Source organism: Neisseria sp. RH3002v2f, assembly GCF_014596375.1.
In the GTDB taxonomy this organism is placed as follows: domain Bacteria; phylum Pseudomonadota; class Gammaproteobacteria; order Burkholderiales; family Neisseriaceae; genus Neisseria; species Neisseria cinerea.
In genome coordinates this window covers 34996-50483 of record NZ_MAYZ01000001.1, presented here as the reverse complement: position 1 = coordinate 50483, position 15488 = coordinate 34996, and the positions used below count along the sequence as shown (strand labels likewise).

The window sequence follows — 15488 nt, the reverse complement described above, 5'->3', positions numbered from 1 at the left end:
TCCCACCCGTTCCCACGCCCGCTGAACAAATCGCTGAACTTTGCCGTAGAACTCGACGGCACAGACGCATTCGGCAGACCCTCGGGTATGGCGATTGTCCAGGCACCGCGCATCCTGCCGCGCGTCGTCCCCCTGCCTGCAGAATTATGCCAAGGCGGCAGCGGCTTTGTCTTCCTCTCCTCCATCCTGCACGCCCACGTCGGCAAACTCTTTCCCGGCATGACGGTCAAAGGCTGCCACCAATTCCGCCTCACCCGCGACAGCGACCTGACCGTCGATGAAGAAGACCTCAAAAACCTCCGGGCCGCCATCCAAAACGAACTGCACGACCGGGAATACGGAGACGGCGTACGCCTTGAAGTCGCCGACACCTGCCCCGCCTACATCCACGACTTCCTGCTGTCGCAATTCAGGCTGACCGCTGCCGAACTTTACCAAGTCAAAGGTCCGGTCAACCTCGTACGCCTCAACGCCGTTCCCGATTTGGTTGACCGTCCTGATTTAAAATTTCCGTCCCATACACAAGGCAGGTTGAAAGCCTTGGGTAAAAACGGCTCGATATTCAAACTGATACGCCGTGCACCCATTCTTCTGCACCATCCGTACCAGTCCTTCGACCCCGTCGTCCATATGATACGCGAAGCCGCCGCAGACCCCGCCGTCCTTGCCGTCAAAATGACCATCTACCGCACTGGCAGCAATTCCGAACTCGTACGCGCCTTGATGAAGGCCGCGTTGGCAGGCAAACAGGTTACCGTCGTGGTCGAACTGATGGCGCGTTTTGATGAGGCCAACAACGTCAACTGGGCGCAACAGCTTGAAAATGCAGGTGCACACGTCGTTTACGGCGTATTCGGCTACAAAGTTCATGCCAAAATGGCACTGGTAATCCGCCGCGAGGACGGCGTGCTCAAACGTTATGCCCACCTCGGTACCGGCAACTACCACCAAGGCACATCGCGCATCTACACCGACTTCGGCATCATTACCGACGACGACCAGATTACCGCCGACGTAAACACTTTGTTTATGGAAATCACAGGTTTGGGCAAACCCGGCCGTCTGAACAAGCTCTATCAGAGCCCCTTTACCCTGCACAAAATGGTCATCAACCGCATCAGGCAGGAAACCGCACACGCCAAAGCAGGCAAGCCGGCACGGATTACTGCCAAGATGAATTCGCTTATCGAACCGAGCGTGATTGATGCGCTGTACCAAGCTAGCGCGGCAGGCGTGCAAGTCGACTTGATTGTGCGCGGCATGTGCACCCTGCGTCCCGGTGTAAAAGGATTGTCCGAAAACATCCGCGTCCGCTCCATCGTCGGCAGACAGCTCGAACACTCACGGATTTACTGCTTCCACAACAACGGCGCGGACGATACGTTCATTTCCAGCGCAGACTGGATGGGGCGCAACTTCTTCCGCCGCATTGAAGTAGCAACGCCCGTTACCACGCCAACCCTCAAAAAGCGCGTTATACATGAAGGACTGACCATGGCACTGGACGACAACACCCATGCATGGCTGATGCAGCCGGACGGCAGCTATATCAGAGCCACACCTGCCGAAGGCGAATCCGAAGTCGACCTGCAAAACGATTTGTGGGTTTTGCACGGCGGCTGACCGTCCTACCAAAGCCGACCCATGCCCCGTCAAAATGCCGTCTGAAACAGGATTTCAGACGACATCCGTTTTACCGGCCAATCCACCTTGTCGCGGCAAACCATACCGGACACCGTATGTGCCGATATACGCCGAATACGGAAAACCCCGAAACCGTCTCCTCTGTTTCGGGGTTATTCTTTCCACACGCACACTTGCGGTCAACCAATCAGATGCGCATCGGCATCACGATATATTTGAAATTCGGATTGTTCGGTACAGTAAACAAGGTCGAACGGTTGGCATCGCCGAAAGCAAGCTGCACATCGTCGGAATGAATATTTCGCAACACGTCCATCAGATAACCGATATTGAAACCGACCTCAAGTCCGCCGCCCTGATAGGCAATCTCGATTTCTTCGCGCGCTTCTTCCTGTTCGTTATTGCTGCACACAACGCTCAAGAGGCCGGGCTGCAAAAACAATCGCGCACCGCGGAATTTTTCATTGGCAAGAATCGATGCACGTTCCAACGCGCCCAACAATTCCGCCCTCGACAACACGAAAATCTTGTCGTTATCCAAAGGAATCACACGGTTGAAATCAGGGAATTTGCCGTCAATGACTTTGCTGACGATGGTTGTGCCGTTGCAACGGAAGCGAACCTGCTTGTCCAAGAGTTCTACTTGAATCGGATCGGACGGATTATTCAACAGTTTGAAAAGCTCCAAAACCGTTTTGCGCGGCAAAATAACCTCGGTTCGCGGCAAATCCGCATCAATGGCGCAAGCCGAATAAGCAAGCCGGTGTCCGTCTGTCGCCACAAGGCGCAATTGCCCGCCTTCAACCTGCATCAGCAAACCGTTGAGATAATAGCGGATGTCCTGCACCGCCATACTGTATTGAACCTGTGAAAGCATGGACTTGAAGGCTTCCTGTTCCAACTCGAAAACGGCACTGACATCCTCGCCGATATTCATTTGCGGAAAATCTTCGGCAGGCAGGGTTTGCAGGGCAAAACGGGACTTGCCCGCCTTCAACGTCAGGCGGTTGTCGTCCCAATCCAACGAAACCAATGCACCTGCCGGCAGTGCCCGTAAAATATCCTGAAATTTCTTGGCATTGGTCGTAATACGAAAATCCGCCGCACTGCATTCCGGACCGGAGGTATCGATTTGGATTTCCAAATCGGTTGCCAAAAGCCGGGTTTGACTGTCCCCGCCCTCAATCAGCACATTGGACAGGATAGGCAGGGTGTGGCGGCGTTCGACAATGCCGGTAACGGCTTGCAACGGCTTGAGCAGGCTGTCGCGCTCGGCTTGTAAAATCAACATGTTCGCTCCTTTGAATCGGTTTGTATCTTTACCCTTCGGACGGCTTGTGCAATATCATGCCGTCTGAAAACGTTTTCCATCAGTTTTGAATCAGAATCAGCAGCTTTTCATAATCCTGGGCCAATTCCGGATCCTCTTCACGCAGTTTCGACACGGCCCTGATGCCGTGCATAACGGTCGTATGGTCGCGCCCGCCGAACGAATCGCCGATAGACGGCAGGCTCAACGTGGTCAGCTCTTTGGTCAGGCTCATCGCCACCTGGCGCGGACGGGCAATGTTTCGTGTCCGTTTCTTACCGAGCACATCGCTGATTTTGATACGGTAATATTTGGCAACGGCATCAATAATAATATCGGCGGTAATGACCTTATGCTTCTCGGCAATAATATCCTGCAAAGCCGTACGCGCCAAATCGATATCGATAACCGGCCGGTTCATAAAGCGGCTGCTCGCACTGACACGGTTGAACGCACCTTCCAATTCGCGCACATTGGAACGGATCAGGTTGGCAATAAACAATGCCGCCTCGTCTTCAATGCTGATACCCGACGCCTCTGCCTTTTTCTGCAAAATGGCGATGCGCATTTCCAATTCGGGCGGTTCGAGTTCCAAAGTCAAACCCCAAGAGAAACGCGATTTGAGCCGGTCGTCCATGCCTTCGATTTTCGCAGGCAACACATCGCAAGTGAGGATGAGCTGTTTTTTCTCGTTGTGGAAATGATTGTACAGATAGAAGAATTCCTCCATCGTACGGTCTTTGCCTTTGATGAACTGGATGTCGTCGATAATCAGCAGGTCGTATTGCTTGTATTGCTGCTTGAATACGTCATAGGTATTGTTGCGAACCGCCTTCATAAAGCTGCGAATATAGTCGTCCGAATGCATATAGCGCACTTTCGCATCGGGGCGGTTTTTCAACAGCTCGTTACCCACGGCCTGAACCAAGTGGGTTTTACCCAAACCCGTACTGCCATAGAGGAAAAACGGGTTATAACTCTGTCCCGGACTTTCCGCTATCGCCTGCGCGGCGGCAGCTGCAAGGCGGTTGCCCTTACCTTCTACCAACGTATCAAACGTGTAATCCGGAGACAGGTTGGTTTGTTCGTAACGCGCCTCTTCCGCATCACGCTGCGCATCCGTCCGAGCTTTCGCAAGTACCTCCGATTCCGGACGGGAAGCAGGTTCGGCAGTATGGCGCGGCTCATGCAGGAGGTTTTTCATACGTTCCGCCACAATATCCTCCGCCGTTTTCGCCTGTACGGATTTGGCAGGCCCTTCAGACGGCATTTCATCCGACAACTCCGCCTGCACCGGCAATTCATCCTGCACCTCGTGCACGGACGGTTTTTCTACAACCCCGACATCCGCCATCTCATAGCGTATGCCTTCGCCGGGTTTGAATATGAATGCGGCACGGTTAGGCACCAATTCCTGCATCACCGCCTCGATTTTCCCGGCAAACTGGCTCTTAAGCATATTGCAGGCAAACTGGTTTTTACCGTACACCACCCACACTTCCCCTTCTTCACCGACCGTAAGGGGTGCAATCCATTGCGCAAACTGCCCCGGAGGCAACATATCGCGAAGGCGGCGGAGGCACATCGGCCAGAACTCTGCTAGTGTCATAAATAAGCTCGAATCGGTAAAAAGTGGAATCATGGAAAAAAGATAATATTTTCATATAGAAAACAATTACCTTAACCCTACGTCGGTTTAAAACGCGACTGCCCGATTATACCGACTCACGAATATTTTATCCACAACCCGCGTAAAAATTTATCCACAGAGATGCGCGGCAATCGGCTGATTCTCCAGCAAAGTTTCTATATTGATTGACAAAAGCAGCAAATTAGAGTGTAATTCACAGTTTATCTATCTACCGATTTTTAGGAAACATCATGAAACGCACTTATCAACCTTCCGTTACCAAACGCAAACGCACCCACGGCTTCCTGGTGCGCTCCAAAACACGCGGCGGCCGCGCAGTATTGGCCGCACGCCGCGCCAAAGGCCGCAAACGCCTGGCGGTATAATTTTGGACTACCGCTTCGGAAGGCAGTACCGCTTGTTAAAAACGGATGATTTTTCATCCGTTTTTGCATTCAGGAAACGCCGCAGCCGCGACCTCCTGCAAGTCTCCCGTTCAGACGGCAACGGACTGGGATACCCCCGCCTCGGGCTGGTCGTCGGCAAAAAAACGGCCAAACGGGCCAACGAACGGAATTACATGAAACGCGTTATCCGCGACTGGTTCAGATTAAATAAAAACAAGCTGCCGCCGCAAGATTTCGTTGTCCGCGCCCATCGGAAATTCGGCAGGGACACTGCGGCACAGGCACGGGAAGAACTGGCGCAGCTCATGCTGGGCGGTTCGGATCCAAACTACAAAAAACAGGCATAAATCGGGCGATACGGCATGCGCCGGCGGGTTTACATATAAGGCATCCTCCATGAACTTTCTGTTATCCAAACTGCTGCTGGTTCTGATAAGGCTCTACCAATACTGCATCAGCCCGCTGATTCCGCCCCGCTGCCGCTATACGCCGACCTGTTCGCAATATGCCGTCGAAGCAGTCAAAAAATATGGCGCATTCAAAGGCGGCCTGCTTGCGGCAAAACGCATCGCCCGATGCCACCCCCTCGGCGGACACGGACACGACCCCGTTCCCTGACCCGATATTCAAACTGCACGCTTTTCTTTTATTTCCCATCGGTTTCTATATAATGCCGTCTGAAGCTTCGGGCAGGCGGCACAACCGCCGGGTATAAAGCCTGCCGTTATTCCCCGTCTATCGGAATCCGCAACCTGCGGCATTTCCGACCATTCAGGAAACTCTTATGGATTTTAAAAGACTCACGGCGTTTTTCGCCATCGCACTGGTGATTATGATCGGATGGGAAAAGATGTTCCCCACTCCGAAGCCCGTCCCCGCTCCCCAACAGGCAGCACAACAACAGGCCGTAACTGCTTCCGCCGAAGCCGCGCTCGCCCCAGCAACGCCGATTACCGTAACGACCGATACGGTCAAAGCCGTCATCGACGAAAAAAGCGGCGACCTGCGTCAAATGACCCTGCTCAAATACAAAGCAAACGGCAACGAAAACAAACCCTTCTCCCTGTTTGACGACAGCAAAGAATACACCTACGTTGCCCAATCCGAGCTTTTGGACGCACAAGGCAACAACATCCTGAAAGGCGTCAACTTTACCGCCTCCCAAAAACAATACAGCCTCAACGGCGACAAAGTCGAAGTCCGCCTGAGCGCGCCCGAAACCAACGGACTGAAAATCGACAAAGTCTATACCTTTACCAAAGACAGCTACCTCGTCAACGTCCGTTTCGACATTACCAACACCAGCGGCAAGCCCGCCAACCTAAGCGCGGACTACCGCATCGTGCGCGACCACAGCCAACCCGAAGGCCAAGGCTACTTCACACGTTCCTACCTCGGCCCCGTCGTGTACACTCCTGAAGACAAATTCCAAAAAGTCAGCTTCTCCGACTTGGACGACGATGCCAAATCAGGCAAAAACGAAGCCGAATACGCCCGCAAAACCCAAACCGGCTGGCTCGGCATGATTGAACACCACTTCATGTCCACCTGGATCCTCCAACCCAAAGGCGGACAAAGCGTTTGTACCGCTGGCGACTGCCGTATCGACATCAAACGCCGCAATGACAACCTGTACAGCACCAGCGTCAGCGTGCCTTTAGCCGCCATCCAAAACGGCGCGAAATCTGAAGCATCCATCAACCTCTACGCCGGCCCGCAGACCACATCTGTTATCGCAAACATCGCCGACAACCTGCAACTGGCAAAAGACTACGGCAAAGTACACTGGTTCGCCTCCCCCCTATTCTGGCTCCTGAACCAACTGCACAACATCATCGGCAACTGGGGCTGGGCAATCGTCGTTTTGACTATCATCGTCAAAGCCGTACTCTACCCGCTGACCAACGCGTCCTACCGCTCGATGGCAAAAATGCGCGCCGCCGCACCCAAACTGCAAGCCATCAAAGAGAAATACGGCGACGACCGTATGGCGCAACAACAAGCGATGATGCAGCTTTACAAAGACGAAAAAATCAACCCGCTGGGCGGCTGTCTACCTATGTTGTTGCAAATCCCCGTCTTCATCGGCTTGTACTGGGCATTGTTCGCCTCCGTAGAATTGCGTCAGGCACCTTGGCTGGGCTGGATTACCGACCTTAGCCGCTCCGACCCCTACTACATCCTGCCTGTGATTATGGCGGTAACCATGTTTGCCCAAACATTCCTCAATCCGCCGCCGACCGACCCGATGCAGGCAAAAATGATGAAAATCATGCCGCTGGTTTTCTCAGCCATGTTCTTCTTCTTCCCTGCCGGTCTGGTATTGTACTGGGTAGTCAACAACCTCCTGACCATCACTCAGCAATGGCACATCAACCGCAGTATCGAAAAACAACGCGCCCAAGGCGAAGTCGTTTCTTGATAAAGGTTTAGGCAACACAAAGGCCGTCTGTTGTTCAGACGGCCTTTTTTATTTCCTCAAACAAATACAGTTTGAGATTGAATCCAATCCAGTTTTAAGCAGCATGCAACACAAAAATCGTCGGGCGTTTTTTCAAATTCGGCATTTCTTTTCTTTTTCGCCACTGCGCAATCGTCTGGCTGATGATTTCCTGTGTCGGCAAAGTCAAGTCCGTAGCCACACATAAGCGCGTTTCAGGATGCAGGTTTTCCACCGCATCAGACAACAAAGCATCATTGCGATACGGCGTTTCGATAAACAGCTGCGTTTCATTCTGCTGGCGCGAACGTTGCTCCAAAGCCTTCAAACTCTGAATCCGCTCGTTTTTTTCAGACGGCAAATAACCCTTAAATGCAAAGTTTTGCCCATTCGCACCCGAAGCCATCAGCGCCAGCAGCAGGCTGGACGGCCCGACCAAAGGCCGTACTTCAAAACCGTGTTTATGCGCCAATGCCACCAAATTCGCACCCGGATCAGCCACAGCCGGGCAACCCGCCTCACTGACAATGCCCATACTGCGCCCTTCTTGCAAAGGTTTCAGCAATTCCGGCAAAGTCTTCAAATCCGTGTGTTCATTCAACGTTTGCAGATTCAGCTCGCGGATAGGCGTAGTCACGCCCAAATGTTTCAAATGCGCACGCGCCGTTTTTTCCGCTTCCACAACAAAATCCGTCAGCCCGACAACCGCCTGTTGTTCATGCGGCAACAGGCACGGCGTGTCAGGCGTACCCAAAGGCGTAGGAATCAAATACAAAACAGGAGACATCATTCCCTCACTCGTCAGTTAAAAATGCCGTCTGAGCCTTTCAGACGGCATAAACAGGCAGTTACAAAACATCCACTCCCTCATTTTTCAAAAAATCGACCAGACGGAAAACCGGCAAACCGATTAAAGCATTCGGATCGCTGCTTTCAATCCGTTCGATCAACAATGCACCCAAATCCTCACTCTTCAACGCACACGAGCAATAAACCGCATCAGGCTCGCGCTCCAAATAGCGGAGTATATGCAGCTCGTCCAACTTCCTCATCACGACCACAGTCTTATCGATATGCTGCCGCATCCTACCCGTAACCGTATTTAGCAGAACGACCGCACTGTAAAACTCAATCTCCCTGCCGCTCAAATGCATCAACGTCTTTTGCGCATTAGCAAGGTTCATCGGCTTGCCCCACTGCCTGCCGTCGCACCACGCCACCTGGTCCGCACCGACAATCAACGCCTGGGGGAAACGTCCGGCCAACGACCTCGCCTTACCCTCAGCAAGGCGCAATGCCGTTTGAGGGGCAGACTCCCCCAGCATCGGCGTTTCGTCGAAATCAGGCGATACCGCCTGAAAATCAATACCGAGCCGCTCCATCTGTTCGCGCCGGAAAACCGAACTCGTACCCAAAATTAAAGGCAATGCCAAACCCATCCCATCCTCCTTGTAGTTGAAAATACACCCAAACGGGCGTTAAAATCCGAACATAAGCCGAAACTCGGATACCCGCCTCCGGTGCGTCATAACATTTTTCTTAAAAATATTGACGTTAGAACGTCTAAATTATATCATACCCCGTTTATGTCAGACCCTAATTTGATTGACCCAGAAGTTTTCGCCGCCGAAGGGCAGAACCTGCAAAGCAGCTTCCTGCTCGAAGAATTGGATGAACGCGTCAGTTCGCACGATTATCCGGCCGACAAACAGACACGCGTGTCGTTTACGCTGCAAGGCGGCCGCGACCGGTTGCAACGCCTGTTTCTCGACTTGAACGTCAAAGCCGATATGCCCCTGGTTTGCCAGCGTTGCATTACGCCCGTACCGTTTCTGCTCGACGAAACCAGCCGTATCGTCCTGTTTGCCGATGAAGGGGATTTGGACGAAGCCATGCTTGCCGATGAAGAATTGGAAGGCATGCTGCTCGAAAAAGAGCTTGACGTACAAACCCTGGTCGAAGACCAAATCCTGATGTCGCTCCCCTTCTCCCCTCGACACGAAGACTGCGGCGATAATGGGACACTGGAAGAAGTCAATCGGGACAAACCAAACCCCTTTGCTGTTTTAGCAGGTTTGAAAAGCAGTTAATTAGGACACAGTTTATTTATCTAGGAGCTTGAAATGGCCGTTCAACAAAACAAAAAATCCCCTTCCAAACGCGGTATGCACCGTTCACACGACGCGCTGACTGCGCCTTCACTGTCCGTTGACAGCGCAACCGGCGAAGTACACCGCCCACACCACATTTCTCCAAACGGCATGTACCGTGGCCGCAAAGTGGTAAAAGCCAAGGGCGAATAATCCCGTTCGACTGACTGAAAAAGCCAGAACATTGCCATGCAATTACTGGCTTTTTTTGTATTGGATGCAACATCCGTACAAACTTTCGCCATAGGTCAATATACAGAGACAAACCGTTCCGTATAATATCCCGTATTTTGAAAACATACCCGAAAGCACCAAGGAAATTCCGATGAAACAAAAAATCTGGTACACCTACGATGATATCCACCGCGTCATCAAAGCATTGGCAGAAAAAATCCGGAACTCCGGCGTCAAATACGACGCCATGATCGCTATCGGCGGCGGCGGCTTTATTCCTGCACGTATGCTGCGCTGTTTTCTGGAAATTCCTATCTACGCCGTAACCACCGCTTATTACGACAGCGACAACGAAGGACAGGTTACAGAAGAAGTCAAAAAAGTCCAATGGCTAGACCCCGTCCCCGAAGCCTTACGGGGTAAAAACGTCCTTGTTGTCGACGAAGTGGACGACAGCCGCGTTACCATGGAATTTTGCCTGACAGAGCTGCTCAAAGAAGACTTCGGCACCATCGGCGTCGCCGTACTGCACGAAAAAATTAAAGCCAAAGCAGGTAAAATCCCCGAAGGCATTCCCTATTTCAGCGGCATCACCGTAGACGACTGGTGGATTAACTATCCATGGGATGCACACGATATAGACGAACACAACCGCCTTGCCGAAAACAACCAAAACTGACCGCCTTCAGACGGCATATGCAAGCATATGCCGTCTGCAATCCACCCCGCTACCGCCGCAGACCGAAGACCTGCCGGAAACACCCACCGGAGAAACCCCTATGATTACATTGGCCGTAGATGCCATGGGCGGCGATCAAGGACTTGCCGTTACCGTACCCGGCGCAACCGCATTCCTCCAAGCACACCCCGATGTCCGCCTGATTATGACCGGCGACGAAGCACAGCTCCGCCAAGCCCTGAACGCAGCAGGCGCGCCGATGGAACTTATTGACATCTGCCATACCACCCAAGTTGTCGGCATGGATGAATCACCCCAGTCCGCCCTAAAGAACAAAAAAGACTCCTCTATGCGCGTTGCCATCAACCAAGTTAAAGAAGGCAAAGCCCAAGCCGCCGTATCCGCAGGCAACACGGGCGCGCTCATGGCAACCGCACGTTTCGTCCTCAAGACCATACCCGGCATCGAACGCCCCGCCATCGCCAAATTCCTCCCGTCCGACACCGACCATGTTACCCTTGCACTCGACCTTGGCGCGAACGTCGACTGCACCCCCGAACAGCTCGCCCAATTTGCCGTTATCGGCAGCGAACTCGTACATGCACTCCATCCTCAAAAAGGACAGCCGCGCATCGGGCTGGTCAACGTCGGCACAGAAGACATTAAAGGTACGGATACCGTCAAACAAACCTACAAACTGCTGCAAAACAGCAAACTCAACTTTATCGGCAACATCGAAAGCAACAGCATCCTCTACGGCGAAGCAGATGTCGTCGTCGCCGACGGCTTTGTCGGCAACGTCATGCTCAAAACCATCGAAGGCGCAGTCAAATTCATGAGCGGGGCCATCCGCCGCGAATTCCAAAGCAACCTGTTCAACAAACTTGCCGCCGTTGCCGCCCTACCCGCCCTCAAAGGGTTGAAAAACAAACTCGACCCGCGCAAATTCAACGGAGCCATCCTGCTCGGGCTGCGCGGCATCGTGATTAAAAGCCACGGCGGCACAGACGAAACCGGTTTCCGCTATGCCCTCGAAGAAGCCTACCATGAAGCCAAGTCTGCCAGCCTTTCCAAAATCGAACAAGGCGTAGCCGAACAGCTCGCCGCACTCGAAGCTGCCAAAGCCGTCCAAAACGAAATCGCCGCCGACTTGTAAAGAAACATACCCTATGCCGTCTGAAAACCAACCGTTTCAGACGGCATCTGCTTATCTTCGTCCCAACCCAATCATGGCAAGAAAAAACAAACCTAGACCTTTGCAAAATTCCCCCAAAATCCCCTAAATTACCACCAAGACATTTAGGGGATTTTCCATAAGTACCTTCTTCCGGCAAACCGCACAAGCCATGATCGCCAAACATATCGACCGTTTTCCACCATCATTATCAAGAACAGAGCGGGTTCCCCGTGTCTATCGACATTCTTGACAATGCCGAATAGCTGCCCAAACGGGTCTTCAAGCAAAAGTTAAAAGTATAAACAACGCTGTTGATTTCCACACCAAGCATTTAAAAGGCTACCTGAAAGCTAGCACAGCGGAGCTCCGCCAAGCTAAAATTCAGGTAGCCTTTTCTATTACTGCTGCCAGTATTTAGATAGATCTGACTAACTTTTTTCTCTGAAGATCATAAGAAATTTGTCGGATAGCTTTCAATTGTGCCAAAAGTTTCAAATTATGTTGATGGCTTCAGCCGACTATTTTATTACCAAAGTTTTAATACCAACTGGGCGAATGCCACTAAAATGGGTTCACCATTCAGGTTGTAGTTATCTTTGCTACTAGCCCCGTTTTTTGGTTTTAATTTATCCCGATCAATGACCCATATATCGCGAGAGGTCCCACCAAATTTTGGTTTTAATTCCCGACCATCGAAAAGCCAAGTATCCTTTGATGTGCCACCAATTTTAGGTTTTATTTCCCTACCGTCGAAAACCCAGGTTTCCCTGGATGTTGCGCCACTTTTCGGTTTCAACTCCCTACCATTGCATACCCAATCACGGGGTAAAGTAATATCAGGCATGATTTGCTCCTATGTGTTGAGAAATGGAAAAAGCAGAGAAAATTCAGTAAATTATATGGTCAGTTAAAACAGAAGGCAACAATCATTTCAGGCTTTTGATAGAACGGTTCTGCGAGACTATACTAGCAAAAACAGGGCTTATATCAGGCATATTGCTACCGAACAATCATCATGGAATGGAAACCGTTTTACTGCTCGGCGTAAAGCTTCCAGCTTATCAGACAATGAATGGTAAGCATTCCATAATTCTTCTAAGCGGTTATGGGCTAGTGCATCATGTAGACCATCGGAACAGACGAGAACTGCCTCACCTTTTTGCAAGGTAAGAGAGTTGGTAAATATTTTAAAATGCTTTTCTTCATAATCTGCTACCAGGCAATGTGCTAGGGCATAGTAAATACCAGCATATTCCGTGTCTGGCTGCGCTTCTCCCTGTTCAATTAAATCGGCTAACACTGTGTGATCATGACTCAGTTGCCGCCAGCGGCCATGAGAGGATATATGGTAAATACGGCTATCGCCGACATTACAGATACGGCATAAACCGTTTGCTTCGACTATTGCCGAAGCAAAGGTAGAGGCCGAACCGAAATATCTGTCGGCTAACGTGTCGCAGAAGCTGTCATGCAAGTTCCGTAGGAAACGGCCTTCGGCATCGCCTTCGCGAGCAAAGGCTTCCATCCAAAACCGACTGGCCAAATGCGGGGCTGGGCTGCTGAATACACCATCAGCTACGGCCAGCCGTACGGTGCCGGCTACTTCAGATAAACTGGTTTTGTGCAGTTTTACCTGTCGAACTGCCGTACCGTCAAACAAGGCATCTTGATTTCGAGTTTTACCGGCTCCGGCCATTTGAAAATAGGCGATCTGAAACATGTGGATCCTTGCAGTCTAGCCCTTTCCTTTCTATTGAACTAATAAGAGCATTTCTTAGGTTTGGGTGACTCTAGTGGTACATCCTTGTGGGAGCATGTTTTCTGTTTTTGTTGGGTTTGTGGCGGGTTCTTAGGAGTCCCATTTTTCCCGAGCGGAATTTTTTCTTTATCCAATATCATATTGAAGAAAGCAATGAATGCATCTTTATATTCGCTATTGGAATTCGAGCGGTGCCCTCGGTTAGGAATGATATTGAGCAATTCTTTGGGCAGTCGGATTTCATATTTATCTCCTCTGCCGAAATACCAAAATTTTTTACCCAATAGTACATTTTTCCCTGTCAAAACATCTGAATTAAATTCGCTTTGACCATGCCCAGACCATGACGGCAGTGGTTCATAACTCTCAAATCTTTCTTCTACCCATATGCAATCTCCTGCTTCGTTTTTATTTTTTGGAATTTTCCCGTTTAAGGATTTATCGGTCTCGCAGCGTGCAACATATTCTGGCCATGTTAAAACCTCATCAACCTGCATACAGTAGATGATACGATCCTGATCTTTAAGGCAATCCAAACCAACAATGATATCTCCTACTTTGGCTGTCCGCCGGATCACCGGTTTACAAATGGCTAAGGTGCATGTATCAAAATCAGGGTTTGGTGCAGTGCCGAAATCGTAGGCGACTTTGTAGGTGTAGAAACGATTGCTACTGCTCAGTTTTAATTTCATGATTAACTCCTTGCACTGTTAGACGTGGTTTTTAATAATGTTGGTAAGCCAGTTTTCCAGCTGGGGATAATATATACTGTCTATGACAAATTCTTGCCCCCGTTTGGCACTATGAAGCACAATACTTTGGGAATCGTCTGAATATTCCCAACAATCCAAGTTCGAATGGTACGATAGGGCATGGCCATCAACTGGATAAAACCATTTCGGCAATTGCCAAACGCTACGCCCCATTCCATTTTTTGTTAATTGTAAAGCAGGAGAAAAAGACGGGAATACTCCGCCACCAAATGGAGTCGTATCAGAATATACCGATTTGTTCTTAGCAAGATAAACTGTATTGCTAGGATGTGTGTAGTCTGCCTGATTAAAATGAGGGTGATCGATTAGCCATGGGTATGTTGATAATGCCTGTTCTCTATCTTTAATAGTGTTGAAAATTTCCCCTATTTCAAGCCAACCAAACATAACTTGGATATCAGGAGCAGCTTTTTTATATTGCCACCGTCCGGTTGCAGATTGTTCTACCTCTTTAAACCAGCCAAAAAATAGGAACACATCACCTATACCCACCTGATGGTTACTTAAATGAGTTTGTGCAGCATTTACCTGCCCAAATGCAGGTCACCAATTAGAAGGAGTCTGTCGAGGATGTCGGCTAAGCTCCGGATCTAAATGGATGTGTTTCGGGGCCTTTCCTCCAGATAAGTCATCAACCATTTGATGAAGATCGATGCCGTCCAAATAAACATCATGTAAGGTTTTCTTATCATACGGGTTAGCTGGTATAGGCAGGGAAATCATTCTTCCATCAGGTAGGATGGGGCTTGGTATACCTCCTGCTGAACTGTCAAAACCTTTTCGTGAGAAAATAAGTTTCATGGTTTCTCCTTTTATCCTTGTTGATAGATTAAGGGGCTATGGAAAATAGATTTGAAAAAATCGTTAAGGATATTTTTAGTTTTGCCCAATTTGTTTCCGAAACGGGAAATGAGATTCCCAACCAATCCTCTCGTTATTACGATTGCTGGTGGGAATTGGAAGTCTTGAATGCCTCTGCATTGGAAGATTGGGAAACATCAGGAAAGCCTGAAAATAGGAGTAATGGACAGAAAAATATTAGACTGAAGCGTTACAGTCAGTCAAGAATCTATTTGCCGAAGAAGTTCCTGAAAATAATATAGTTTGCGATATTTCTCATTTTTTGCATTTTGCCGATCGGGCAGAAGCCGACATTCCCAATCAATCACGTTTATATGCCGAATATTGGTGTGAAATGGAAATGTTCAAAATGTCGGTTTTAGAAGATTGGGAACACTCGGGAAAGCCGTTAGATTGGGAAAAATGGCAAAGGCAATATCGATCTGAAGCATTTGAATTAGTTAAAAATTCGAATCAAAACAAGCGTAAACCGGATTAAAAACCCA

16 protein-coding genes and 2 pseudogenes are annotated in these 15488 nt (G+C 50.1%); 10 read left to right on the top strand and 8 right to left on the bottom strand.

Annotation, left to right across the window (positions count from 1 at the left end; genetic code table 11):
- Window positions 1-1623: polyphosphate kinase 1 (gene ppk1 / locus BBW69_RS00285; RefSeq protein ID WP_188210039.1), on the top strand; the 1623-nt coding region annotated here is incomplete at its 5' end.
- A gap of 208 nt (window positions 1624-1831) precedes the next feature.
- Here ppk1 and dnaN read toward each other — a convergent pair.
- Both dnaN and dnaA read right to left on the bottom strand, forming a co-directional pair.
- Window positions 1832-2935 carry a DNA polymerase III subunit beta gene (gene dnaN, locus BBW69_RS00280; RefSeq protein ID WP_188210038.1) on the bottom strand — a complete coding sequence of 368 codons (1104 nt, stop codon included), beginning with the start codon at window positions 2933-2935 and terminating at the stop codon, window positions 1832-1834.
- Between the two features lie 79 nt (window positions 2936-3014).
- A complete protein-coding gene (dnaA, locus tag BBW69_RS00275) occupies window positions 3015-4562 on the bottom strand; it encodes a chromosomal replication initiator protein DnaA (RefSeq protein ID WP_107961205.1) in 1548 nt (515 codons plus the stop codon).
- 272 nt (window positions 4563-4834) lie between these two features.
- Here dnaA and rpmH point away from each other — a divergent pair, with 272 nt between their 5' ends.
- The 4 genes from rpmH to yidC all read left to right on the top strand — a co-directional run bounded on the left by rpmH (window position 4835) and on the right by yidC (window position 7412).
- Complete coding sequence (rpmH, locus tag BBW69_RS00270; RefSeq protein ID WP_002214728.1) at window positions 4835-4969, top strand: 50S ribosomal protein L34; 135 nt, start codon at window positions 4835-4837, stop codon at window positions 4967-4969.
- A gap of 2 nt (window positions 4970-4971) precedes the next feature.
- Window positions 4972-5337, top strand: a complete 366-nt coding sequence (rnpA, locus tag BBW69_RS00265) for a ribonuclease P protein component (protein WP_107961199.1) — start codon at window positions 4972-4974, stop codon at window positions 5335-5337.
- Window positions 5338-5386: 49 nt separating this feature from the next.
- Window positions 5387-5608, top strand: a complete 222-nt coding sequence (gene yidD, locus BBW69_RS00260) for a membrane protein insertion efficiency factor YidD (RefSeq protein WP_107961198.1) — start codon at window positions 5387-5389, stop codon at window positions 5606-5608.
- A 166-nt stretch (window positions 5609-5774) separates the two neighbouring features.
- On the top strand, window positions 5775-7412 hold the full coding sequence (gene yidC, locus BBW69_RS00255) for a membrane protein insertase YidC (protein ID WP_188210037.1): 1638 nt from the start codon (window positions 5775-5777) through the stop codon (window positions 7410-7412).
- Between the two features lie 94 nt (window positions 7413-7506).
- Here yidC and BBW69_RS00250 read toward each other — a convergent pair whose 3' ends face one another.
- On the bottom strand, window positions 7507-8217 hold the full coding sequence (locus tag BBW69_RS00250; protein ID WP_188210042.1) for an SAM-dependent methyltransferase: 711 nt from the start codon (window positions 8215-8217) through the stop codon (window positions 7507-7509).
- Window positions 8218-8278: 61 nt separating this feature from the next.
- Window positions 8279-8869 (bottom strand): nucleoside triphosphate pyrophosphatase, encoded by a 591-nt coding sequence (locus BBW69_RS00245; protein WP_188210036.1) that lies wholly within the window; start codon window positions 8867-8869, stop codon window positions 8279-8281.
- A gap of 147 nt (window positions 8870-9016) precedes the next feature.
- On the opposite strand from BBW69_RS00245, the gene BBW69_RS00240 reads away from it, so the two are divergent.
- The 4 genes from BBW69_RS00240 (at window position 9017) to plsX (ending at window position 11589) form a co-directional block, all read left to right on the top strand.
- Entirely contained in the window at window positions 9017-9520 is a 504-nt protein-coding gene (locus BBW69_RS00240) for a DUF177 domain-containing protein (RefSeq protein WP_188210035.1), read from the top strand.
- 33 nt (window positions 9521-9553) lie between these two features.
- Window positions 9554-9733 carry a 50S ribosomal protein L32 gene (rpmF, locus tag BBW69_RS00235; protein ID WP_002240035.1) on the top strand — a complete coding sequence of 60 codons (180 nt, stop codon included), beginning with the start codon at window positions 9554-9556 and terminating at the stop codon, window positions 9731-9733.
- A gap of 172 nt (window positions 9734-9905) precedes the next feature.
- Entirely contained in the window at window positions 9906-10433 is a 528-nt protein-coding gene (locus BBW69_RS00230) for a phosphoribosyltransferase (protein ID WP_003676168.1), read from the top strand.
- Window positions 10434-10533: 100 nt separating this feature from the next.
- Entirely contained in the window at window positions 10534-11589 is a 1056-nt protein-coding gene (gene plsX / locus BBW69_RS00225; protein WP_108043509.1) for a phosphate acyltransferase PlsX, read from the top strand.
- Window positions 11590-12136: 547 nt separating this feature from the next.
- On the opposite strand, the gene BBW69_RS00220 is transcribed toward plsX, so the two are convergent.
- The 4 genes and pseudogenes from BBW69_RS00220 to BBW69_RS00205 form a co-directional block, all read right to left on the bottom strand.
- The gene (locus BBW69_RS00220; RefSeq protein WP_188210034.1) at window positions 12137-12454 is read right to left on the bottom strand and encodes a hypothetical protein; all 318 of its coding nucleotides are present in this window, start codon (window positions 12452-12454) and stop codon (window positions 12137-12139) included.
- 138 nt (window positions 12455-12592) lie between these two features.
- Window positions 12593-13330: a PP2C family serine/threonine-protein phosphatase gene (locus tag BBW69_RS00215; protein WP_188210033.1), complete on the bottom strand. Its 738-nt coding sequence runs from the start codon at window positions 13328-13330 to the stop codon at window positions 12593-12595.
- Window positions 13331-13368: 38 nt separating this feature from the next.
- Complete coding sequence (locus BBW69_RS00210) at window positions 13369-14061, bottom strand: hypothetical protein (protein ID WP_188210032.1); 693 nt, start codon at window positions 14059-14061, stop codon at window positions 13369-13371.
- An 18-nt stretch (window positions 14062-14079) separates the two neighbouring features.
- Window positions 14080-14943 (bottom strand): annotated as a pseudogene (locus BBW69_RS00205) (hypothetical protein).
- 38 nt (window positions 14944-14981) lie between these two features.
- On the opposite strand from BBW69_RS00205, the pseudogene BBW69_RS00195 reads away from it, so the two are divergent.
- A pseudogene (locus BBW69_RS00195) lies at window positions 14982-15481 on the top strand (hypothetical protein).
- Window positions 15482-15488: the final 7 nt, after the last annotated feature.

Coding starts and splice junctions, on each gene's coding strand:
- dnaN (WP_188210038.1), bottom strand. CDS start 2,935: ATGTTGATTTTACAAGCCGAGCGCGACAGCCTGCTCAAGCCGTTGCAA.
- dnaA (WP_107961205.1), bottom strand. CDS start 4,562: ATGACACTAGCAGAGTTCTGGCCGATGTGCCTCCGCCGCCTTCGCGAT.
- rpmH (WP_002214728.1), top strand. CDS start 4,835: ATGAAACGCACTTATCAACCTTCCGTTACCAAACGCAAACGCACCCAC.
- yidD (WP_107961198.1), top strand. CDS start 5,387: ATGAACTTTCTGTTATCCAAACTGCTGCTGGTTCTGATAAGGCTCTAC.
- yidC (WP_188210037.1), top strand. CDS start 5,775: ATGGATTTTAAAAGACTCACGGCGTTTTTCGCCATCGCACTGGTGATT.
- BBW69_RS00250 (WP_188210042.1), bottom strand. CDS start 8,217: ATGTCTCCTGTTTTGTATTTGATTCCTACGCCTTTGGGTACGCCTGAC.
- BBW69_RS00245 (WP_188210036.1), bottom strand. CDS start 8,869: ATGGGTTTGGCATTGCCTTTAATTTTGGGTACGAGTTCGGTTTTCCGG.
- BBW69_RS00240 (WP_188210035.1), top strand. CDS start 9,017: ATGTCAGACCCTAATTTGATTGACCCAGAAGTTTTCGCCGCCGAAGGG.
- rpmF (WP_002240035.1), top strand. CDS start 9,554: ATGGCCGTTCAACAAAACAAAAAATCCCCTTCCAAACGCGGTATGCAC.
- BBW69_RS00230 (WP_003676168.1), top strand. CDS start 9,906: ATGAAACAAAAAATCTGGTACACCTACGATGATATCCACCGCGTCATC.
- plsX (WP_108043509.1), top strand. CDS start 10,534: ATGATTACATTGGCCGTAGATGCCATGGGCGGCGATCAAGGACTTGCC.
- BBW69_RS00220 (WP_188210034.1), bottom strand. CDS start 12,454: ATGCCTGATATTACTTTACCCCGTGATTGGGTATGCAATGGTAGGGAG.
- BBW69_RS00215 (WP_188210033.1), bottom strand. CDS start 13,330: ATGTTTCAGATCGCCTATTTTCAAATGGCCGGAGCCGGTAAAACTCGA.
- BBW69_RS00210 (WP_188210032.1), bottom strand. CDS start 14,061: ATGAAATTAAAACTGAGCAGTAGCAATCGTTTCTACACCTACAAAGTC.